Source organism: Streptomyces sp. NBC_01478 (assembly GCF_036227225.1).
Taxonomy (GTDB): Bacteria; Actinomycetota; Actinomycetes; order Streptomycetales; family Streptomycetaceae; genus Streptomyces.
On record NZ_CP109444.1, the window covers coordinates 8,726,148 to 8,751,190 of the forward strand.

At 72.1% G+C, this 25,043-nt stretch carries 1 protein-coding gene (only partly in view); it reads left to right on the top strand.

This entire window lies inside a single protein-coding gene on the top strand: locus tag OG223_RS39400, encoding a hypothetical protein. The 45,489-nt coding sequence extends 12,433 nt beyond the window's left edge and 8,013 nt beyond its right edge, so the window shows coding positions 12,434-37,476 (codon 4,145, partial, through codon 12,492, complete); the first codon wholly inside the window starts at position 3. Both the start codon and the stop codon lie outside the window.

The window sequence follows — 25,043 nt, forward strand, 5'->3', positions numbered from 1 at the left end:
AGCCGTCGGGGACGTATCGGACCTTCCAGGTGCCGTGGACCGGGTCCTGGCCGATCCCGGCGGCGACCGCGGTGCGGGCGGTGGACGGTTCGGCGACCCTGGCCATCACGCACAACCAGGCGAGCGACGCCACCACCGTCACGCAGGCCGTTCAGACCACCTCTTCCCAGCGGTCCAACGAGCCCTCCGATCCAGTGGAGTTCACGACTCAGTGGCGGGTACGCACCGATGCCCCCGCGGTCACGGCGGCGCCCACCGCGCCCGCCACCGCCCCGGCGCCTGACGGCTGGGGTGCGGCGGAGTCGCACGGTCCTACGACGATCTGGTTCCCCCGGCACCTGACCACCGCGGATCCGGCGCCGGGTACGTTGCCCGCGCCGGCCGATCCGGCTGATCTCCCGCTCTACGGTGTCGACTCGGTGATCGACCCCAGGGCTTTGTACGAACACGTCCACCAGACCTTCCACGCCGATCTCGATGCCACCGCCGCGGGGCAGGTCTCGGACTTCCTCTCCGAGCAGGTGCTGCGCGGCACGCTGCCCATGCAGGTTGACGGCGGTATCTACTCGCCCGTGATCACCAATGTCGACGGCAACGCGGTCGGGATGCTGCACCTGGTCACCACGCCCACCGTCGGCACTCCGCTGCGGCAGAGCACCCCGGGTCAGATCAACCTCGAAAGCCATCTGGTCAACACCGCGAAGGTCGACCTCTCGTCGAAGTACACCAGCGGTCTCGGGGTCAGCGGCAGCGGTGCCGCCGCGCTCACCGGTGACCACAGCCAGGGCCATCCGGACGCGTCGAGCGTCATCGGCGGCAGCCTCGGCCTGCGCGGGCAGACCCAGGCGACCGTCACCAACACCTACAGCGCGAGCAGTTCCGCCGGCACGATGCACGCCATCCGCACCAACCGGGGCCACCTCCTCACTCCCTCCGGCGTCACCTACCAGGTCACCCTGATCCGGCCGAACGGCACCGAGACACAGGCGCCGGCGCTGACCCAGGCGCACGGCATGGACCTGCGGGTCCTGAGCAAGGCGGACGCCGTCGGGCACGCGCCGACCGATGACGAGACGCGTGAACTCCCGGACTCGCTGGAGCGGTTGGACGGCATCGGGCTGAGCGCCGCCCCGCTCGAGGTCACCGGCACGGACGGCATGTTCGACGAGGCCGAGACCTGGCTGCGCCGCGAGGGCTTCCTGCCGCCCGCCCCCACAGCCCCGCGCCCCACCGGGATCGGCGCCCGCCTGAAGCAGGCGGTACGGGACCACGAGCCCGAGCACCAGATCCGGCTGCATGCCCAGCTCAACAACCTCCGTCGGTTGCGCGAGGCGCGTTCCCGCACCGGGTTGCGTGCCGCGACGGACGCGATGGTCGACGGCGGGCACGCGCTGCATTTCGAGGTGCCGACCAGTACCGACACCGGTGTTCGCCGGGTGCGATTGCTGCTCACCGCCACGCGTGACACCGCACAGGCCAGCACCCACAACCTGGTGCTGCCGGGCATCCAGGTCATGGGTCTGGCCCAGATGGCGGGCAGCGACGCCGAGCAGCGGGGCGAGTCCTACGGCGGCGCGCTCGGACCGATGGCCAGCATCAGTGGACCGACGGGCCCCTGGGGGTCCATTGGGTTCGGGGGCGACTACCAGTACGGCCACCAGGTCACCCACGGCGACACGGTGGGCGGTGCCACCTCGCACGACCAGTTCTATATCGGCACCGGCCAGGACAGCCACGACTTCGGGGTGCCGGTGCGGTTGGCCCTCGACCTGTATGCGGACGACGGCGACCGGCCCAGCGAGCGGTTCGGGCAGAACGTCAACCAGGCCCTCGCCCCGGCCCCGGCTGTCGCTGCGGCCGTAGCCGGTGCGCCGCCCGTCGCCCCCGCGCCGCCCGTCGTCCATCCGCCGACGGTCGCCGGCTCGCTGCGGCTGGCGGTGCCGCACGGCCGTACCCAGGCAGCCTCGGTGATCCCCGCGCCGCCCGCCGCGCGTGCCGACGGTGCGCCGCGCCGGGAGACCACCGTCGATCGTGCCCGGCTCGACGGGACCGACGCCAACGGTGTCCCGCGCCCGGAACTGGTACGGATACCGGACGACGCCCTGATCGACACCGTGCGCGGTGCCGCGGCTATCGAGTCGGCCTTCCAGCGGGCCGCCTCCGTCATCCGCAACCAGGCCCAGCCGACGCCCCCCGCCACCACGGGCACCGGCCCGATCCTTCCGGTCACCGCCCCGGCGGCCACCGGCACAGCCCCGGCTCCCGCCACGCCCGCGCGGGACGGCATTTCGCCGCTCGCCGGGCGCGGGCTGACGGACAGCAGGACGCGTGCCGCCGAGACGCGGCACGCCGCGATCACCCCGGGCAGTCTCGTCGCCCACGGCCACGAACTGTTCAAGAACTCCTATGTAGTTGAGGGCTTGAGCCTGCCGGGGACCCTCGCCGACGGCCAGTACTCCCTGGAGATCCAGGCGGTCGCGCACCGGCCCCGGCTGCTGGACACCACCCGCCAGTATCTGGAGACCGGCGTCTCGGCCACCGACAGCGCCCAGCAGCTCAAGTCCCTAGGAAAGTCACACCAGTTCGGCGGCAGCGGGGTACTCACCCAGAACCCGCCCAAGCAGCCCGCGGGGCAGGGCAACACTGGTCCTGAGTCGGACGGTTCGGTCTCGACCAGCCAGACCGCCGGCAAGTCGTACAAAGGCCTCTTCAATCCATCGGCACGGCTCGGCCGGGTGTCCCGTACCGACACCGCCGACACGCTTTCCGCCAGCACGGGGGTCAACCGCACTCCCACCGAGAGCGGTGACCTGCATCGGGTGGTCGCGGACGTCACCTACCTGGTCACCGTCCGCGCCGGCTCCCGCACGCTCCTCAACGGTGTCGGCGAGCCCGACACGGTCGGCCCCGTCACGCGGCTGGCCACGACCGGCCCCGGCTCCGGCACACCGCTCAACGGCATGAGCAACCCCGGTACGGTGGCCCCCGTCACCTTCGCGGTCGATGTCCCGGACGGCCTCCAGTTCCTGATGACCCAGGGCCAACTCGCCCGCGACGCACGGTGGATGGGCTCGGTGGCCGGGCTCACCCCCGCACCTGCCCCGACCTTGACGGCGGCCCTGCCGGGGCCGTACACGCGCAACCGCGAACTGGGCCTCGGTGGGGTCCTCTCGGTCATTGAGTACGACCGGCCTGTCGCCGCCCCGGTCCCCACGACCGGGCCCAACGCCGGTCAGATCCCGCTGGGGCCGGTCGCCCAGAGGGAGCGGCGCGGTCTGATCGGGCGCGAGCTGCTGGCGCTGGTGGAGGCCGAGGCTCCCGGCGCGGTCACCCCGGGGCACCCCGGTTATCAGCAGGGTGTGCACGGTCGCGTCGCGCAGCTCACCTCGTCCGCCGGACTGCGGTCCCTGCCCGGGCGTGGCCCGGATGGCAATCCGCGTCGGGCCACCACACGTTTCCACTTCCGCCATCACGGCTTTGGCGGTGAGCGGTTGGTGGAGGTGACGTTGACGGCGGTTCCTCGGCGGACGCAGAACCTGGCCGGTGTGCGGGGTTCCTCGACCCCTGGCTCGGGCCTGGAACAGTGGCAGTCGCATACCGCGGCGGGCCGCACCGCCACCCGTGCCTCGGTCGGGCAGACGCAGTTCCCGGTCACGTTCACCACCCGTTATCTCCGCCCGAACCAGGGTCCCGATCCCTCGAAGACGGACCGTGCGGCGCCCGTGTTCACCCCGCAGTCGGCCACCAGCGTCTCCGCCCGGCGGGCGACCACGGCCGACAACCGGTTCTGGCTGCGCACGGACAATGGCGCCGACTTCGACGGGCTGGAGTACGACTACGTGCTGTCCGTCCGTTCCGCGCTGGTCGTCGACTGGCCGCCCAACGTCATCGGCGGGCTCATCCAGAACGGTGTCATCGCCTGGTCCGACGCGGACGGCGACGCACGCCGATGGATGAACGCGCTGCTTGCCCGGGGCAACCCGCGCGTCCGCACGGTCCCGGTCAGTCTGACGCTGCGGTTCACCGGCACCGAGACCCACGCGCTCGCCGGCCCCGGCGCCGGTCCGGCTCCGGTGACCGCCCCGTCGGTCGTCTCCCGCACCGACCCGCGCAACACCGTGCGCCCGGCCGGTCCCGCCGCGGGCCCGTATCTTACCGACGCGCAGATGTTCCACCCGGTGGGGCCGACCCCGGCGTTCCACTTCGACGGCTGGGCACATCTGGAGACGGCCCTCAACGACGTGGCGCCGCGCGGAGGCCGTGGCTGGCACGCGCAGATCACCTCCGTGTCGGTGGAAGGTCAGGCGGTCCGGCTGGGCCAGTTGATCCAGGCCGGCCAGGTCTCCCTCGACCGCCCTCGACTGGCCGCGGACCTCACCCGCAAGATGCCCGGCACCACGCTTTTCGAGGGGGCGCCGGATCAGGCCCCCTCGATCGCCGTGACGCTCTACAACCCGCGCCGTTCCACCAACGCGGACGACGTCACGCTCGACCAACTCCACAACACCACCGACACGGTGAGCACCGCCGCAGGCGCCGACCACTCCCTCGCCACCTCCTACACGCACCTCCTCAGCGGTGACGACGACAACCACGAGATCGCCGGAATCAGTGTGCCGCTGGCCCAGCGGCAGACCCAGCCCTCGACCTTCGGCGGCACCACCACCGGCAGCCGTCGCGACTGGCTCAAGACCGGCAGCACCTCCGCACCCGCCAACGGGGCGCGCGGTACGCGCAGTTACGTCGTCGACGTCGATGCCCATCTGCTCGTGGAGGGGCCTCAGGGCACCCGTCATGTCACCGGCACCGTCACCCTCCGCGTCGAGGAACGGGACCTCCTCGGCCACGGTCTCCTCACCCCGGCCGAGACCCCGGACAACCTCTACGACCTGTCGGCGCTCGTCCCGGACTGGGCCACCGCCGAGCCGCACACGCTGCCCGAGCGGCTGCACTCGGCGATCCCGGCCGGCAGTCACGGCGTGCAGTTCTGGGTGGCCCTGGGCGCCGACCCGGACGGCGAACACCTCGGCCAGGCCCTCTACATGGCATCCCGCACCGCTGTGCTCGGCAACCGGCCGCTGGAGCTGATGACCCGTGACCAACAGGGCATCCGACGCTGGGAGTTCACCCCCGAGGGTGCCCTCGTCACCGACGACCCGGACCTCGTCACCGCGTGGACCGCCTTCCACGCGCAGGCCGAACTCCTGCACACCGCCACCGACACCCTCACCGACACCCCGCAGCTCCTGAACCGCCTCACCGCCGCCCTCCAGCAGGCCAACCGCGCGCACACCACCGCCGTAGAAACCCATCGGAAGGCGCAGCTCGCGGTCACGGACGCGATCGGCGTCCACCGGCGGGCGACGGAGACGGCCGCCGAATCCGACAAGGCCGCGCACGAGGCCGAGGCACTGGTCGAGCGGCTGAAGCGGGAACTCGCGGACGCGCGAAGGACCGTCACCACCCTGCCGTCGGTGATCGAGCGGCACGAGCGGGACGAGACCAAGGGCCACCGCGACCTTCGGACAGCCCTGGCCGCGCTGACGCAGGCCGAGCACGCCGTGCGCACCGACCGCGTCGCCGCGGCACGGGCCGCCGCCGAACAGGCCGCGAGGGACGGGCAGTCCAGTGCCGCTCCCGCACCCGTTCCTGCCCCGCCCGCCCCCGCAGCGCCCGGCACCCCGCGTTCCCACGAGCCGGCTGCCGACGTCGCCGACGACCCCCGGGTACAGGCCGCGGTCCCCGCCATCACCACCGCCGAGAACGCGATCCAGCAGGCCACCGACCAACTCGCCGCCGAGCGGCTTGAGTTGGCGCAGGCGAAGCGCACCGTCGACAGCGGCCCGGCGCGCATCAGCGAGGCGGAGGGGAAGCACGAGGAGGCCGTGGAGGAGGCGCGGGAGGATGCGGCGGACGTGGTCCTCCAGGCCGGCAACCTGCGCAACGCCAGGCAGCGCGAGACCGTCGCCCAGGGACGGGTGACCGAGGCCGAGAACGAGGTCGACCTGCGCAACGGGCGGGTCGCCGCCGCCGTCACCGCGCAGATGCAGGCCGCCGCCGACCAGACGTCGGCCACCGACGCACTGCCGGGTCTGTCCGGCGACGTCCAGGACAGTGCCCCGACTCCCGAACAGTCCCTGCGGACCACCTTCGCCACCACCCCGCCCCGCTGGCCCGCCCCCGACGGCCGGCCCACCCCCCTTCCGGCCGGCGGTCAGACCCACACCCCGGCGCCCGCCACCGGTACCACCAACGCCGGTACGACGCCGAATGCCGGGACCGGGACCACGGGGACGGCCCCCGGCACGTCCGCGTCCACGTCCACACCGACCCCGGTCTCGGGGAAACAGCAGCCGAAGAAGGGCGGGCCGTTCAAGTCCGGTACGAGCGGCGGCAAGACGGACAAGACCGCGGGCAAGGACAAGAAGTCGGCCACCGACAAGACCGACAAGAACAAGAAGTCGACGACCGACAAGAGCAAGAGCACCGGCGTCGACAAGACCAAGAGCACCGGCAAGAACACCGGTGTCGACAAGAGCAAGGCTCCAGCCCCCGGCACGACTTCGACAACCGCCGCTGCCGCGACCCCCGCCACTCCGCCGTCCCCGTACGTCACCCCCACCGGCACCGCCGTCCCGACCCCCGGCGACGGCAACTGCCTCCTCTACGCCGTCATCGGCAGTGCGCCACACCTGGTCCGCACCCACCTGCGGCGGGCCAACCCGGCGCTCGACCCGGGTACCGACAACTGGCTCGCCCGGCCCAACGACGTACGGCAGACCCTCACGACGGTGACGCACAATTTGCAGACCGCGGCCCAGGGAGCAGGTCATCTGCGGGCCGCGCGGCAGGGGTTGCAGAATCTGGTGCTGGCCCGGCTGGCGGCGGCGGGCGACGGCAGTCGGCCGCTCCCGCCCCAGGTGCTCGGCCAGCTCCGGGGCGTCCTCGTCGACAACTTCACGGCGCAGGTCCAGGGCATGTCCGCCACCGAGATCGACAACCGCCTGGCCCACTACGGCATCCAGGGCCTGACGCACGCCGAGGACCTGGACCCGATCGACCTCCAGACCCGCTATCTGCAAGCCGTCTCGGCGCAGGGCGCCCCGCCCGCACCGACCGGGGTCGCGCCGAGCAACCGGCGGATGTTCGCCTATCTCCGTGCGGCGGACGCGCTGCCGACGCTCGCCACCATGACACCGGACGAGCGCCGCTCGCTGCTGATCGCCGGGTACCACCGGAGCACCGCCCCCCTCACCACGGAGGAAGCGGCCCTGCTCAATCGCGCGGTGCGCAACTGGTCGGCCGCGTGGGCACACCCGGTCGGCGACACCTTCCTGCCGCTGCTCGCCGACACCCTCGACGCCCCGATCCACGTCTTCCAGCCGGTTCCCGACCTGCTCGCCACCACCGCGACCGCCGGTCCCCGTGGCATCGCGCTGCGCTACGGCCCGACGACCAACACCCCCGCGCTGGAGGTCCACTACACGGGCCTGAACCACTACAGCGCCAGCGACGCGAACGCCGGCACCGCCCCGGCGGCCATCGCCCCGTCAAACGCTCCCCGGGGTCCCGCGGACGTCAACAGCGTTCAGCCGGACGGCCGTTACCGTCCCGCGCCCACCCGTGACGCCGACGACGACAGGCCGGCGTCCCGTGTCACGGACCCCGCGCCCAAGGACTCCTGGTTCGGTCTGCGTCCGCATGCCCGTCCCGCCGTTCACGCCACCGAGCGGTTCGATCCGCACGCGGACCAGTCCGCCCCGCCCCGCCCGGGCGTCCTCAGCGGTGCCACGACACTCATCCGTACGCAGGTCCGTCGTATCCAGGCGCCGAACGGTCAGTGGGTCCGGGACTACACGCTCAACCTCCCGGTCGCCACCAACGACCCTGCCCTGACCCGGCAATTCAAGGAGCGCATCACCGGTCTGCTGGACGCGCACATCAACTCCGGCCTGGAGCTGCCCAGTTCGGGCGACCAGCTCCACGTCAACCTCAACCTGATCGACGACCCGGCCCACCCCGAGGCGATCACCCTCACCAGCACGTCCGACCCGGCCCGCGCGGACCAACTCCACCTGGACCTGGGTCACTCGGACGCGGACCTCCTCCACGAGGTCCTGCACTACCTGGGTCTGCCGGACGAGCAGCGCGACAACGACTTCCTGTTGCGGAACCACTCCAACAGCACCACGGTCCGTACGACCGGTCTCATGGCCGACACTCAGAGCCCGGTCCACATTCCGCGCCGTTATCTCCGCACGATCGAGAACGTCACCGCGGCCGGCCCCCAACTCCACGACCACACAGGCCAGAACGAGAACGGACCCGTCCAGAACCCCGACACCACCCCCATCCCCGCGGACGGCACCCTCACCTGGCCCACCTCCAACGCCCCGACCGCGCCACCGCCCACGCCGGGTCCACTCCCGTCGTCGTACGTGACTTCGTACGGTGCGCTTCCGGACGGGACTGTCGGGCTGGTGTATGCGGAGCCGTTCTCCGACGAGGTGATCGAGGGGCTGCACGGTCAGGTCTATGAGGCGTTGGGGTATCCCGGCGATGTGCCCGAGTCGGTGCGCGAGCAGGTGCGGGATGTGTTGAGCCGGGAGAGTCTCGCGCTTCAACTGCCGTATCTGCGCTCGAACGGTGGGTACCGCGTCACGGTCCGAGTCAACGGCCGTGATCGCACGGTCGACGTTCAGTTGACGCTTTCCGAGGCGCGAACGTCGTTGCGGCAGGGGCGTTTTGACACGCGGGATGCGGACAAGCATGTCGAGCGGCGTGGGTTCGGTACGCGGGAGAACTTCTCCAGTCAGCCGTCGGGTACCTATCGGACGTTCCAGGTGCCGTGGACCGGGTCCTGGCCGATCACCGCGCCGACCGCCGTGCGGGCGATAGACGGATCGCTGACAGCGGCCATCACCCACAACCAGGCCAGCGACGCCACCACCGTCACCCAGGCCGTTCAGACCACCTCCGCCCAGCGGTCCAACGAGCCCTCCGATCCAGTGGAGTTCACCACCCACTGGCGGGTGCGCACCGACGGTCCGGCCGTCACCCCGGCGGCCACCGCTACCACGACGGCCACTGCGAGCACGACGGTCACCGCCCCGGCGCCTGACGGCTGGGGTGCGGCGGAGTCGCACGGTCCTACGACGATCTGGTTCCCCCGGCACCTGACCACCGCCGATCCGGCGCCGGGTTCGCTGCCCGCGCCGGCCGATCCGGCCGATCTCCCGCTCTACGGTGTCGACTCGGTGATCGACCCGAGGGCGCTGTACGAGCATGTCCACCAGACGTTCCACGCCGATCTCGACGACACGGCGGCCGGGCAGGTCTCGGACTTCCTTTCCGAGCAGGTGTTGCGGGGCACGTTGCCCATGCAGGTCGACGGCGGTATCTACTCGCCGGTGATCACCGACGCTGGCGGCAACGCGGTGGGCATGTTGCACCTGGTCACCACGCCCACCGTCGGCACTCCGCTGCGGCAGAGCACGCCGGGTCAGATCAACCTCGAAAGCCATCTGGTCAACACGGCGAAGGTCGACCTCTCGTCGAAGTACACCAGCGGTCTCGGGGTCAGCGGCAGCGGTGCCGCCGCGCTCACCGGTGACCACAGCCAGGGCCACCCGGACGCGTCGAGCGTCATCGGCGGCAGTCTTGGCCTGCGTGGACAGACCCAGGCGACCGTCACCAACACGTACAGCGCGGGCAGTTCCGCCGGCACGATGCACGCCATCCGCACCAACCGGGGGCACCTCCTCACCCCGTCCGGTGTCACCTACCAGGTCACCCTGATCCGGCCGGACGGCACCGAGACGCAGGCGTCGGCGCTCACTCAGACGCACGGTATGGACCTGCGGGTCCTGAGCAAGGCGGACGCCACGGGGCACACTCCCGCCCCCAACGAGATACGTGAACTCCCGGACTCGCTGGAGCGGTTGGACGGCATCGGGCTGAGCGCCGCCCCGCTCGAGGTCACCGGCACGGACGGCATGTTCGACGAGGCCGAGACGTGGCTGCGCCGCGAGGGCTTCCTGCCGCCCGCCCCTACAGCCCCGCGCCCCACCGGGATCGGCGCCCGCCTGAAGCAGGCGGCGCGGGACCACGAGCCCGAGCACCAGATCCGGCTGCATGCCCAGCTCAACAACCTCCGTCGGTTGCGCGAGGCGCGCTCCCGTACCGGGTTGCGTGCCGCCACCGATGCGATGGTCGACGGCGGGCACGCGCTGCATTTCGAGGTGCCGACCAGTACCGACACCGGTGTCCGTCGGGTGCGGCTGCTGCTCACCGCCGTCCGTGACACGACGCAGGCCAGCACCCACAACCTGGTGCTGCCGGGTATCCAGGTCATGGGTCTGGCCCAGATGGCGGGCAGCGACGCCGAGCAGCGGGGCGAGTCCTACGGCGGCGCGCTCGGACCGATGGCCAGCGTGAGCGGACCGACGGGACCTTGGGGGTCGATCGGGTTCGGGGGCGACTACCAGTACGGTCGGCAGGTCACCCACGGCGACACCGTGGGGGGCGCCACCGGGCACGACCAGTTCTTCATCGCCACCGGCCAGGACAGTCACGAGTTCGTGGTACCGGTGCGGTTGGGCCTGGACCTGTATGCGGATGACGGCGACCGGCCCAGCGAGCGGTTCGGGCAGAACGTCAACCGGGCCCTCGCCCCGGCCCCGGTCGTCACCCCGGCACCCGGTGTCGCCCCGGCCCCGGGTGTCACCGGCGCGCCTCCCGTCACCGGTACGGCTCCAGGCACCGGTACGGCTCCCGTCGTCCCCGCACCTCCCGTCGTCCACGCGCCGACCGTCACCGGCTCGCTGCGGCTGGCGGTGCCGAACGGCCGTACCCAAACCCCCTCGCCGACCCCTGCGACGACCTCGGCGGCGACCCCTGCGACGACCGTCGCGACGCGCCCCGCACGTGTCGACGGGGCGCCGCGCCCGGCCAACCCGGTGGACATGGCCCGGCTCGACGGCACCGACGCCAACGGTGTCCCGCGCCCGGACCTGGTGCGGATCCCGGACGACGCGTTGATCGACACCGTGCGTGGTGCCGCGGCCGTCGAGTCGGCCTTCCAGCGGGCCGCCTCCGTCATCCGCAACCAGGCCCAGCCGACGCCCCCCGCCACCACGGGTACCGGCACCGGTCCGATCCTCCCGGTCACAGCCCCGGCGACCACCGGCACAGCCCCGGCTCCCGCCACCGGCCCGACCGCCGCCCAGCCTGCGCGCGACGGCGTCTCCCCGCTCGCCGGGCGCGGGCTGACGGACAGCACGACACGCGCCGCCGAGACCCGGCATGCCGCGATCACGCCGGGCAGTCTGGTCGCCCACGGCCACGAACTGTTCAAGAACTCCTACGTAGTTGAGGGGCTGAGCCTGCCGGGGACGCTCGCCGACGGCCAGTACTCCCTGGAGATCCAGGCGGTCGCGCACCGGCCCCGGCTGCTGGACACCACCCGCCAGTATCTGGAGACCGGTGTCTCGGCCACCGACAGCGCCCAGCAGCTCAAGTCCCTAGGAAAGTCACACCAGTTCGGCGGCAGCGGGGTACTCACCCAGAACCCGCCCAAGCAGCCCGCGGGTCCGGTGAACGCGGCCGGGCAGGGCAACACCGGTCCTGAGTCGGACGGTTCGGTCTCGACCAGCCAGACCGCCGGCAAGTCGTACAAGGGCCTCTTGAATCCGTCGGCACGGCTCGGGCATGTCTCCCGTACCGACACCGCCGACACGCTCGCCGCCAGCACGGGCGTCAACCGCACCCCCACCGAGAGCGGCGACCTGCACCGAGTAGTCGCGGACGTCACCTACCTGGTCACCGTCCGCGCCGGCTCCCGGAACCTGCTCAACGGTGTCGGCGAGCCCGGCACGATCGACCCGGTGACCTTCGCGGTCGATGTCCCGGACGGCCTCCAGTTCCTGATGACCCAGGGCCAACTCGCCCGTGACGCACGGTGGATGGGTTCGGTGCAGGGGCTTGCTCCCGCGCCCGCCCCGACCTTGACGGCGGCCCTGCCGGCGCCGTACACGCGCAACCGCGAGCTGGGTCTCGGTGGGGTCCTCTCGGTCATCGAGTACGACCGGCCCGTCGCCGCCCCGGTCCCCACGACCGGGCCCAACGCCGGTCAGATCCCGCTGGGGCCGGTCGCTCAGAGGGAGCGACGCGGGCAGGTCAGGCGCGAGCTGCTGGCGCTGGTGGAGGCCGAGGCGCCCGGCGCGGTCACCCCGGGGCACCCCGGTTATCAGCAGGGTGTGCACGGTCGCGTCGCGCAGCTCACCTCGTCCGCCGGACTGCGCTCGCTGCCCGGGCGTGGCCCGGACGGTACTGCGCGTCGGGCCACCACACGTTTCCACTTCCGCCATCACGGCTTTGGCGGTGAGCGGTTGGTGGAGGTGACGCTGACGGCGGTGCCCCGGCGGACGCAGAACCTGGCCGGTGTGCGGGGTTCCTCGACCCCTGGCTCGGGCCTGGAACAGTGGCAGTCGCACACCGCCGCCGGCCGCACCACCACCCGCGCCTCGGTCGGGCAGACACAGCTCCCCGTCACGTTCACCACCCGCTATCTCCGCCCCAACCAGGGACCAGACCCCAGCAAGACGGACCGTGCGGCGCCCGTGTTCACCCCGCAGTCGGCCACCAGCGTCTCCGCCCGGCGGGCGACCACGGCCGACAACCGGTTCTGGTTGCGTACCGACAATGGCGCCGACTTCGACGGCCTGGAGTACGACTACGAGTTGTCTGTCCGCTCGGCGTTGGTTGTCGACTGGCCGCCGAATGTCATCGGTGGTCTGATCCAGAACGGTGTCATCGCCTGGTCCGACGCGGACGGTGACGTACGGCGGTTGGCGGAGACCCTGCTCGCCCGGGGCAACGCACGCACGAGCACCGTCCCGGTCACTCTGGCGCTGCGCTTCACCGGTACTGAGACCACCCCACCCGGTGGCCCGGCTCGGGTGAACGCCCCGTCCGCCGTCTCCGGCGTCGACCCGCGCAACCGCGTGCGGCCGGCCGGTCCCGCCGCGGGCCCGTATCTCACCGACGCGCAGATGTTCCACCCGGTGGGGCCGACCCCGGCGTTCCACTTCGACGGCTGGGCACATCTGGAGACGGCCCTCAACGACGTGGCGCCGCGCGGCGGTCGCGGCTGGCACGCGCAGGTCACCTCGGTCTCGGTGGAGGGTCAGGCGGTCCGGCTCGGTCAGTTGATCCAGGCCGGACAGGTCTCCCTCGACCGCCCCCGGCTGGCCGCCGACCTGACCCGCAAGATGCCCGGCACCACGCCCTTCGAGGGGGCGCCGGAGCACCCTCCGACGATCGCGGTGTCGCTCTACAACCCCCGCCGCTCCACCAACGCCGACGACGTCACCCTCGATCAACTGCACAACACCACCGACACGGTGAGCACAGCCGCCGGCGCCGACCACTCCCTCGCCACCTCGTACACGCACCTCCTCAGCGGTGACGACGACAACCACGAGATCGCCGGAATCAGTGTGCCGCTGGCCCAGCGGCAGACCCAGCCCTCGACCTTCGGCGGCACCACCACCGGCAGCCGTCGCGACTGGCTGAAGTCCGGCAGTACGTCCGCACCCGCCAACGGAGCGCGTGGCACGCGCAGTTACGTTGTCGACGTCGACGCGCATCTGCTCGTCGAGGGGCCGGAGGGTACCCGTCATGTCACCGGCACCGTCACCCTCCGCGTCGAGGAGCGCGACCTTCTCGGTCACGGTCTCCTCACCCCGGCCGAGTCGCCGCCGAACGTCCACGACCTGCCCGCGCTTGTCCCCGACTGGGCCACCGCCCCACCCCACACCCTGCCCGAGCGGCTGCACTCGGCGATCCCGGCCGGCAGTCGCGGCGTGCAGTTCTGGGTGGCCCTGGGCGCAGATCCGCAAGGGGCCCGCCTCGGGCAGGCCCTCTACGCCGCCTCGCGCACCGCCGTGCTCGGCCACCGCCCGCTGGAACTGATGACCCGTGACCAACAGGGCATCCGCCGCTGGGAGTTCACCGCCGACGGTGCGCTCATCACCGACGACCCGGACCTCGTCACCGCGTGGACCGCTTTCCACGCGCAGGCCGAACTTCTGGACACCGCGACCAACACTCTGGCCGACACTCCGCAGCTCCTGAACCGCCTCACCGCCGCTCTTCAGCAGGCCAACCGCGCGCACACCACGGCCGTAGAGACCCATCGGAAGGTACAGCTCGCGGTTACGGACGCGATCGGCGTCCACCGGCGGGCGACGGAGACGGCCGCTGAATCCGACAAGGCCGCGCGCGAGGCCGAGGCGCTGGTGGCACGGATGAAGCGGGAGCTCGCGGAAGCCCGAAGCGCCGTCACCACCCTGCCGTCCGTGATCGAGCAGCATGCGCGGGACGAGGCCAAGGGGCGCCACGATCTGCAGACGGCCCTGGCCGCGCTGACCCAGGCCGAGAACACCGTGCGCACCGAACGCGTCGCTGCCGCCGAACAGGCCGCGAAGAGCGGGCAGTCGAGTGCCGCCCCGGCCCCCGTGCCGGCTCCCGTCGCGTCCGGCGTGCCGCGTTCCCACGAGCCGGCGGCCGATGTCGCCGACGACTCCCGGGTGCGAGCCGTGCTCCCGGCGATCGCCGACGCGAACAGCGCGATCCGGCAGGCCGCCACCCAACTCGCCACCGAACGGCCCGCGTTGGCCAAGGCGAAGCGCATCGTCGAGGTGGGCCCGGCCCGCATCAGCGAGGAGGAGGAGAACCACGAGGAGGCCGTGGAGGTGGCCCGGCAGGATGCGGCGGACGTGGTCCTCCAGGCCGGCAAGCTGCGGGATGCCAGGCAGCAGGAGACCGTGGCCCAGGGTCGGGTGACCGAGGCCGAGAACGAGGTCGCGCGGCGCAACGGTCGGGTCGTCGCCGCCGTCACCGCGCAGATGCAGGCAGCCGCCGACCGGACGTCGGCCACCGACGCACTGACCGACCTGGCCGGCGACGTCCAGGACAGCGCTCCGACCCCCGAACAGTCCTTGCGGACCACCTTCGCCACCACCCCGCCCCGCTGGCCCACTCCCGACGGCCGGCCCACCCCCCTCCCGGCCGGTGGCCAGACCCACGCCCCGGCGCCCGCCTCCACCACGGCCACTACCGGCACCACCGGTACGACGCCGAATGCCGGGACCACGTCCACGACCCCGGTCTCGGGGAAACAGCAGCCGAAGAAGAGCGGGCCGCCCAAGTCCGGTACGAGCAGCGCCAAGACGGACAAGACGAGCAAGACCGGCAAGGCCGACAAGACCAAGAAGCCGATTCCTGGCAAGAACACGAGCACGAGCACCGGCAAGAGCACGGGCAAGAGCACGGACGCCGCCAAGAACGCGGGCCTCGACAAGGCCAAGGGGCTCGACAAGAGCAAGGGGCTCGACAAGGGCAAGGGCAAGGCCACGCTCGTACAGCCGCCCGCGTCGACCGGCACGACCACCCCGGCCGCCCCGCTCTCTCCGTACGTCACCCCCACCGGCACCGCCGTCCCGACCCCCGGTGACGGCAACTGCCTCCTCTACGCCGTCATCGGCAGCGCACCGCTCCTGGTCCGCACCCACCTGCGGCAGGCCAACCCGGCCATCGCCCCGGGCACCGCCGCCTGGCTCGCCCGGCCCGACGACGTACGGCAGACCCTCGCCACATTGACGGCCCACCCGCAGACGGCGAATCGGGGATCAGGTCATCTGCGGGCCGCGCAGCAGGGGTTGCAGAACCTGGTGCTGGCCCGGCTCGCGGCGGCGGGCGACGGTAGCCGGCCGCTCCCGCCCCAGGTGCTCGGCCAGCTCCGGGGCGTCCTCGTCGACAACTTCGCGAGGGCGGTGCAGGGCATGCCCGCCGCCCAGATCGACAACGAGCTGGTCCAGTACGGCATTCAGGGCCTGACTCATGCCGAGGACCTGGACCCGGTCGACCTCCAGACCCGCTATCTGCAAGCTCTCTCGGCGCAGGGCGCCCCGACCCCGCCGGCCGGGGTCGCGCCGAGCAACCGGCGGATGTTCGCCTATCTCCGTGCGGTGAACGCGCTGCCGACGCTCGCCACCATGACACCGGACGAGCGCCGCTCGCTGCTGATCGCCGGGTACCACCGGAGCACCGCCCCGCTCACCGCCGACGAGGAGGCCGTCCTCGAACGCGCGGTGCGCAACTGGTCGGCCGCGTGGGCGCACCCGGTCGGCGACACCTTCCTGCCGCTGCTCGCCGACACCCTCGGCGCCCCGATCCACGTCTTCCAGCCGATGCCCGCCGCCGTCGCCGGCACCACCGCGACCGGCGGTCCCCGGGGCATCGCGCTGCGCTACGGCCCGACCACCACCGGCACGCCCGCGCTGGAGGTCCACTACACGGGCCTGAACCACTACAGCGCCAGCGACGCGAACGCCGGCCCGGCTCCGGCGACGATCACGCCGTCGAAGGCGCCCCGGAGTCCGGAGGACACCAACAGCCCGCTGCCGTCGGGCCGTTACCGTCCCGCGCCCACCCGCAGCGCCGACGACGACCGGCCCGCGTCGCATGTCGCCGACCCGGCGCCGAAGGACTCCTGGCACGACCGGCGTCCCCACGCCCGTCCCGCCGTTCACGCCACCGAGCGGTTCGATCCGCACGCGGACCAGTCCGCCCCGCCCCGCCCGGGCGTCCTCAGCGGTGCCACGACACTCATCCGTACGCACGTCCGTCGTATCCAGGCGCCGAACGGTCAATGGGTCCGGGACTACACGCTCAACCTCCCGGTCACCTCCAACGACCCAGCCCTGACCGGGCAGTTCAAGGACCGCATCACCGCACTCCTGGACACACACCTCAACTCCGGCCTGGAACTGCCCGGTTCGGGCGACCAACTGCACATCAACCTCAACCTGATCGACGACCCGGCCCACCCCGAGGCGATCACGCTCACCGACACCACCGCCCCTGCCCGCGCCGACCAACTCCACCTGGACACGGGCCACTCGGACGCGGACCTCCTCCACGAAGTCCTGCACTACCTCGGTCTCCCGGACGAGCAGCGCGACAACGACTTCCTGCTCCGCGACCACCCGAACAGCACCACGGTCCGCACCACCGGCCTCATGGCCGACACCCACACCCCCATCCACATCCCCCGGCGCTACCTCGAAACCATCGAGAACGTCACCGCTGCGGGCCCTCAACTCCACGACCACACAGGCCAGAACGAGAACGGCCCCACCCAAGACCCCGACACCACCCCCATCCCCGCGGACGGCACCCTCACCTGGCCCACCTCCAACGCCCCGACCGTGCCACCGCCCGCGCGGGGCCAGTTCCAGTCGTCCTATGTGGCCTCCTATGGCGCGCTTCCGGACGGGACTGTCGGGCTGGTGTATGCGGAGCCGTTCTCCGACGAGGTGATGGAAGGTCTGCACGGTCAGGTCTACGTGGCGCTGGGGTATCCCGGCGATGTGCCCGAGTCGGTGCGTGAGCAGGTGCGGGATGTGTTGAGCCGGGAGAGCCTCGCGCTTCAACTGCCGTATCTGCGCTCGAACGGCGGTCACCGCGTCACGGTCCGGGTCGACGGGAACGATCGCACCGTCGACGTACAACTGACGCTTTCCGAGGCCCGAACCTCGTTGCGGCAGGGGCGTTTTGACACGCGGGACGCGGACAAGCATGTCGAGCGGCGTGGGTTCGGTACGCGGGAGAATTTCTCCAGTCAGCCGTCGGGGACGTATCGGACCTTCCAGGTGCCGTGGACCGGTTCGTGGCCGATTCCGGCGGCGACCGCGGTGCGGGCGGTGGACGGTTCGGCGACCCTGGCCATCACGCACAACCAGGCCAGTGACGCGACGACCGTCACGCAGGCGGTCCAGACGACCTCGGCGCAGCGGTCCAACGAGCCCTCTGATCCAGTGGAGTTCACGACTCAGTGGCGGGTGCGCACCGATGCCCCCGCGGTCACGGCGGCGCCCACCGCGCCCGCCACCGCCCCGGCGCCTGACGGCTGGGGTGCGGCGGAGTCGCACGGTCCCACCACGATCTGGTTCCCCCGGCACCTGACCACCGCCGATCCGGCGCCGGGTACGTTGCCCGCGCCGGCCGATCCGGCCGATCTCCCGCTCTACGGTGTCGACTCGGTGATCGACCCCAGGGCTTTGTACGAACACGTCCACCAGACCTTCCACGCCGATCTCGATGCCACCGCCGCGGGGCAGGTCTCGGACTTCCTCTCCGAGCAGGTGTTGCGGGGCACGTTGCCCATGCAGGTCGACGGTGGGATCTACTCGCCCGTGATCACCAATGCCGACGGCAACGCGGTCGGCATGCTGCGTCTGGTCACCGTGCCCGGGGCCAGCACCCCGCTGCGGCAGAGCACCCCGGGCCAGATCAACCTTGAGAGCCACCTGGTCAACACGGCGAAGGTCGACCTCTCGTCGAAGTACACGAGCGGTCTCGGGGTCAGCGGCAGCGCTGCCGCCGCCCTCACCGGCGACCACAGCGAGAAGCACCCGAACGCGTCGAGCGTCGTCGGCGGCAGCCTCGGCCTGCGCGGGCAGGTGCAGGGGACCGTCACCAACACCTACAGCGCGGGCAGTTCCGCCGGCACGATGCACGCCATCCGCACCAACCGGGGTCATCTGCTCGCCTCCACCGCCGTCACCTACCAGGTCACCCTGATCCGCCCGGACGGCACCGAGACGGCGGCACGGGATCTGCCCCTGGCGCACGGTATGGACCTGCGGGTCCTGAGCAAGGCGGACGCCACGGGGCACACTCCCGCCCCCAACGAGATACGTGAACTCCCGGACTCGTTGGAGCGGTTGGACGGCATCGGGCTGAGCGCGGCTCCGCTCGGTGTCACCGGCGCGGACGGCATGTTCGACGAGGCCGAGACCTGGCTGCGCCGCGAGGGCTTCCTGCCGCCCGCCCCTACAGCCCCGCGCCCCACCGGGATCGGCGCCCGCCTGAAGCAGGCGGCGCGGAACCACGAGCCCGAGCACCAGATCCGTTTGCACGCCCAGCTCAACAACCTGCGCCGGTTGCGTGAGGCCCGTTCCCGCACCGGGTTGCGTGCCGCGACGGACGCGATGGTCGACGGCGGGCACGCGCTGCATTTCGAGGTGCCGACCAGTACCGACACCGGTGTTCGTCGGGTGCGGCTGCTGCTCACCGCCGTCCGTGACACGACGCAGGCCAGCACCCACAACCTGGTGCTGCCGGGTATCCAGGTCATGGGTCTGGCCCAGATGGCGGGCAATGACGCCGAGCAGCGCGGTGAGTCGTACGGCGGTGCGGTCGGGCCGATGGGCAGCGTCAGCGGACCGATGGGCCTCTGGGGGTCGATCGGGTTCGGGGGCGACTACCAGTACGGCGGGCAGGTGACCCATGGCGACACCGTGGGCGGCGCCACCGGGCACGACCAGTTCTTCATCGCCACCAACCAGAACAGCCACGAGTTCGTGGTGCCGGTGCGGTTGGCCCTCGACCTGTACGCGAACGACACGGACGAGCCGAGCGAGCGGTTCGGGCGGAACGTCAACCGGGCGGCCACTCCCGTCGCCCCCGCGCCGACGGTCGACGGCTCGCTGCGGCTGGCGGTGCCGGACGGCCGTACGCAAGCGCCCCCGCCGACCCCCGTACCGCGCGTCGTCCGGGCCGACGGAGCGCCGCGTGACGTGGAGGACACCGACCGGGAGCGTCTCGACGCGACCGACGACCAGGGCAACCCACGGCAGGGTCTGGTGCGGGTACCGGACGACGCGCTGATCGACACCGTGCGCGGTGCCGCGGCCATCGAGTCGGCCTTCCAGCGGGCCGCCGCGGACATCCGCCACCAGGCACAGCAGGCGACGCCCGCCACCCCGGCCACCGGCCCGATCCTCCCGGTCACCGCCACCGGTGTGGCGCCCGCCCCGGCGGCCACCGACGGGCCGGAGCGCCAGGGTGTCCTGCCGCTCGCCGGCCAAGGGCTGACGGACAGCAGGACGCGTGCCGCCGAGAGCCGGCATGCCGCGATCACGCCGGGCAGTCTGGTGGCTCACGGCCACGAACTGTTCAAGAATTCCTATGTAGTTGAGGGGTTGAGCCTGCCGGGGACGCTCGCCGACGGCCAGTACTCGCTGGAGATCCAGGCCGTCGCCTACCGGCCCCGGCTGCTGGACACCACCCGGCAGTATCTGGAGACCGGTGTCTCGGCCACCGACAGCGCCCAGCAGCTCAAGTCCCTTGGAAAGTCGCACCAGTCGGGCGGCACCGGGGTGGTCACCCAGAACCCGTCCACGCCGGCCGGACAGGGCAACACCGGTCCGGAGTCGGACGGTTCGGTCTCGACCAGCCAGAGCGCCGGCAAGCCGAACAAAATCCAGTTCAACCCGTCGATACGGTTCGGCCGGGTGTCCCGTACCGACACCTCCGACACGCTCTCCGCCGGCACGGGCGTCAACCGCACCCCCACCGAGAGCGGCGACCTGTACCGGGTGGTCGCCGACGTCACTTATCTGGTCACGGTCCGCGCGGGCTCCCGCGCACTGCCCAACGGTGTCGGCGAACTCGGCACGATCGACCCGGTGACCTTCGCGGTCGATGTTCCGGACGGCCTCCAGTTCCTGATGACCCAGGGCCAACTCAACCGCGACGCACGGTGGATGGGCTCGTTGCGGGGGCAGCTCACCCCGGCGCCCGTCCAGGGCCAGGCTCCGCTGCCGGCGGCGTACGTGCGCAACCGGGAGCTGGGCCTCGGTGGCGTCCTCTCGGTCATCGAGTACCAGAGGCCGCCCGCCCCCGCGGTCGCTGCCGGCCAGATCCAGATGGGGCCGGTCAACAAGAGGGAGCGGCGCGGCCAGGTCAGGCGCGAACTGCTGGCGCTGGTCGAGGCCGAGGCGCCCGGAGCGGTCACCCCGGGGCACTCTGGTTACCAGCAGGGTGTGCACAGCCGGATCGCGCAGCTCACCTCGACCGCCGGGCTACGGTCGCTGCCCGGGCGTGGCCCGGACGGCACTCCGCGCCGGGCCACCACCCGCTTCCACTTCCGCCACCACGGCTTCGGCGGTGAGCGGCTGGTCGAGGTCACCCTCACGGCGAGGCCGGTGCAGAACCAGGACCTGACCGCCGTGCTGGGTTCCTCGACCCAGGGCTCGGGGCTCGAACAGTGGCAGTCGCACACCGCCGCCGGCCGCACCACCACCCGTGCCTCGGTCGGGCAGACACAGCTCCCTGTCACGCTCACGACCCGTTATCTCCGCCCCAACCAGGGTCCCGATCCCTCGAAGACGGACCGTGCGGCGCCTGTCTTCACCCCGCAGTCGGCCACCAGCATCTCCGCCCGGCGGGCGACCACGGCCGACAACCGGTTCTGGTTGCGCACGGACAATGGCGCCGACTTCGACGGCCTGGAGTACGACTACGAGTTGTCTGTCCGCTCGGCGTTGGTTGTCGACTGGCCGCCGAATGTCATCGGTGGTCTGATCCAGAACGGTGTCATCGCCTGGTCCGACGCGGACGGTGACGTACGGCGGTTGGCGGAGACCCTGCTCGCCCGGGGCAACCCGCGCACCAGCACCGTCCCGGTCACTCTGGCGCTGCGCTTCACCGGCACCGAGACCAACGCGCCCGCACCGTTGGCCACGGTGACCGCCCCGTCCGTCGTCTCCGGCGCCGATCCGCGCAACACCGTGTTGCCCGGGCCTCCCCTCACCCCGTATCTCACCGACGCGCAGATGTTCCATCCGGTGGGGCCGACCCCGGCGTTCTTCTTCGACGGCTGGGGGCATGTGGAGACGGCCCTCAACGAGGTGGCGCCGCGCGGTGACCGTGGCTGGCACGCGCAGATCACCTCGGTCTCGGTGGAGGGACAGGCGGTCCGGCTGGGCCAGTTGATCCAGGCCGGGCGGGTCGCTCTGGACCGTCCCCGGCTGGTCGCGGACCTCACCCGCAAGATGCCCGGCACCACGCTTTTCGAGGGGGCGCCGGATCAGGCCCCCTCGATCGCCGTGACGCTCTACAACCCGCGCCGTTCCACCAACGCGGACGACGTCACGCTCGATCAACTGCACAACACCACCGACACGGTGAGCACCGCCGCCGGCGCCGACCACTCCCTCGCCACCTCGTACACGCACCTCCTCAGCGGTGACGACGACAACCACGAGATCGCCGGAATCAGCGTGCCGCTGGCCCAGCGGCAGACCCAGCCCTCGACCTTCGGCGGCACCACCACCGGCAGCCGCCGCGACTGGCTCAAGACCGGCAGCACCTCCGCACCCGCCAACGGGGCGCGCGGTACGCGTAGTTACGTCGTCGACGTCGATGCCCATCTGCTCGTGGAGGGGCCTCAGGGCACCCGCCACGTCACCGGCACCGTCACCCTCCGCGTGGAGGAACGGGACCTCCTCGGCCACGGTCTCCTCGCCCCGGCCGAGTCGCCGCCGAACGTCCACGACCTGCCGGCGCTCGTCCGCGACTGGGCCACCGCCCCACCCCACACCCTGCCCGAGCGTCTGCATGCCGCGATCCCGGTCGGCAGTCGCGGCGTGCAGTTCTGGGTGGCTCTCGGGGCCGACCCGCAGGGCGTCCGACTCGGTCAGGCCCTGTACGCGGCCTCGCGTACCGCCGTGCTAGGCAACCGGCCGCTGGAGCTGATGACCCGTGACCAACAGGGCATCCGGCGCTGGGAGTTCACCCCCGAGGGCGCCCTCGTCACCGACGACCCGGACCTCGTCACCGCGTGGACCGCCTTCCACACCCAGGCCGAGCTCCTGCATGCCGCCACCGACACCCTGGCCGACACCCCGCAGCTCCTGAACCGCCTCACCGCCGCCCTCCAGCGGGCCAACCGCGCGCACACGGCCGTCGTGGAAACCCACCGGGCGGCCGAGCGCGAACTCAGGGGCGCGACAGCGGCCCATGAGCGGGCGACGGAGACGGCCGCCGAGTCCGACCGGGCCGCGCGCGAGGCCGAGGCACTGGTCGAGCGACTGGAGCGGGAGCTCGCGGACGCCCGGAGCACCGTCACCACCCTGCCGTCGGTGATCGAGCGGCACGAGCGGGACGAGACCAAGGGCCACCGCGACCTCCGGACGGCCCTGGCCGCGCTGACGCAGGCCGAGAACACCGTGCGCACCGAGCGGATCGCCGCGGCGCGGGCCGCCGCCGAACAGGCCGCGAGGGACGGGCAGTCCAGTGCGGCCCCGGCCCCCGTGCCGGCTTCGCCGACTCCCGTCGCGCCCGGCGTCCCGCGTTCCCACGAGCCGGCGGCCGATGTCGCCGACGACTCGCGGGTGCAGGCCGTGCTCCCGGCGATCGCCGACGCGAACAGCGCGATCCGGCAGGCCGCGACCCAACTCGCCACCGAACGGCCCGCGTTGGTGACGGCGCAGGAGACCGTCGCCAATCGGCCGGCTGACATCCGCAGGGCGAAAGAGGCCCACGGCAAGGCCCTGGAGCAGACGCGGCAGGATGCGGCGGACGTGGTCCTCCAGGCCGGCAAGCTGCGGGATGCCAGGCAGCAGGAGACCGACGCCCAGGGCGAGGTGACCGAGGCCGAGAACGAGGTCGCCCACCGCGAGGGAGAGGTCGTCGCCGCCGTCGCCGCGCAGATACAGGCCGCCGCCGACCGGACGTCGGCCACCGACGCACTGCCCGACCTGGCCGGCGACGTCCGGGACAGCGCCCCGAACCCCGAACAGTCACCGCGGACCACCTTCGCCACCACCCCGCCCCGCTGGCCCACTCCCGACGGCCGGCCCACCCCCCTCCCGGCCGGCGGCCAGACCCACACCCCGGCGCCCGCCACCACCACGGCCACATCCACGCCCACACCGACCCCGGCGAGACAGCGGCCGAAGAAGAGCGGACCGTCCAAGTCCGGTACGAGCGGCGGCAAGAACACCGGAACCGACAAAAGCAAGGGCAACGGCAAGCCCTCACTCGCGCAGTCGCCCGCACGGCTCGCCACGACCCCGGCCGCCCCGCTGTCCCCGTACGTCACCCCCACCGGCAGCGTCGTCCAGACCCCCGGCGACGGCTACTGCCTCCTCTACGCCGTCATCGGCAGCGACCCCCAGTTGGTCGCCGACCGACTGGGGCAGACCGACGCGGGCACCGCAGGCTGGCTCGCGCGGCCCGACCGCGTACGCCAGACCCTCACGGAGCTGGCCCAGGACCCGCAGACCGCGGCCCAGGGGGCAGGCCATCTGCGGGCCGCGCAGGAGGGGTTGCAGAACCTGGTGCTGGCCCGGCTGGCGGCGGCACGCGACGGCAGCCGGCCGCTCCCGCCCCAGGTGCTCGGCCAGCTCCGGGGCGTCCTCGCCGACGGGTTCGCCGAGACGGTGCGGAACGCGACCGACACCGACGTCGACGACCAACTGGCCGAGTACGGCATCCAGGGCATGAGCCACGCCGAGGACCTGGCCCCGGACGACCTCCAGGCCCGCTACATGCAAGCCGTCACGCTGCCGGGCGCGCCGCCCGCACCGGCCGGCGCCGCGCCGAGCAACCGGCGGATGTTCGCCTATCTCCGTTCGGTGAACGCACTGCCGGGGCTAGCCGACATGACACCGGACGAGCGCCGGTCGCTGCTGATCGCCGCCTACGACTGGAGCACCGCCCCCCTCACCGACTACGAAGCGGGCGAGCTCGAACACGCGGTACTCAACTGGTCCGACGAGTGGGAGAACGAGGTCGGCGACACCTTCCTGCCGCTGCTCGCCGACACCCTCGGCACCCCGATCCACGCCTTCCAGCCGGTGTCCGACCCGCTCGCCGGCGCCGTCGTGCCCGGCGGTCCCCGGGGCATCATGCTGCGCTACGGCCCGACCACCGACGCACGCCCGCTGGAGGTCCACTACACGGGCCTGAACCACTACAGCGCCAGCGAGGTACGCCCGCCGACCATCACCCCGTCGAACGCTCCCCGGGGCCCTGAAGACGCCAACAGCGTTCAGCCGAGCGGTCGTTACCGTCCCGCGCCCGCACGCAACCCTGACGACGACGGGCCCGCGTCCCATGTCGCCGATCCCGCGCCGAAGGACTCCTGGTTCGGGCTGCGTGCGTATGCCCGTCCCGCCGTTCACGCC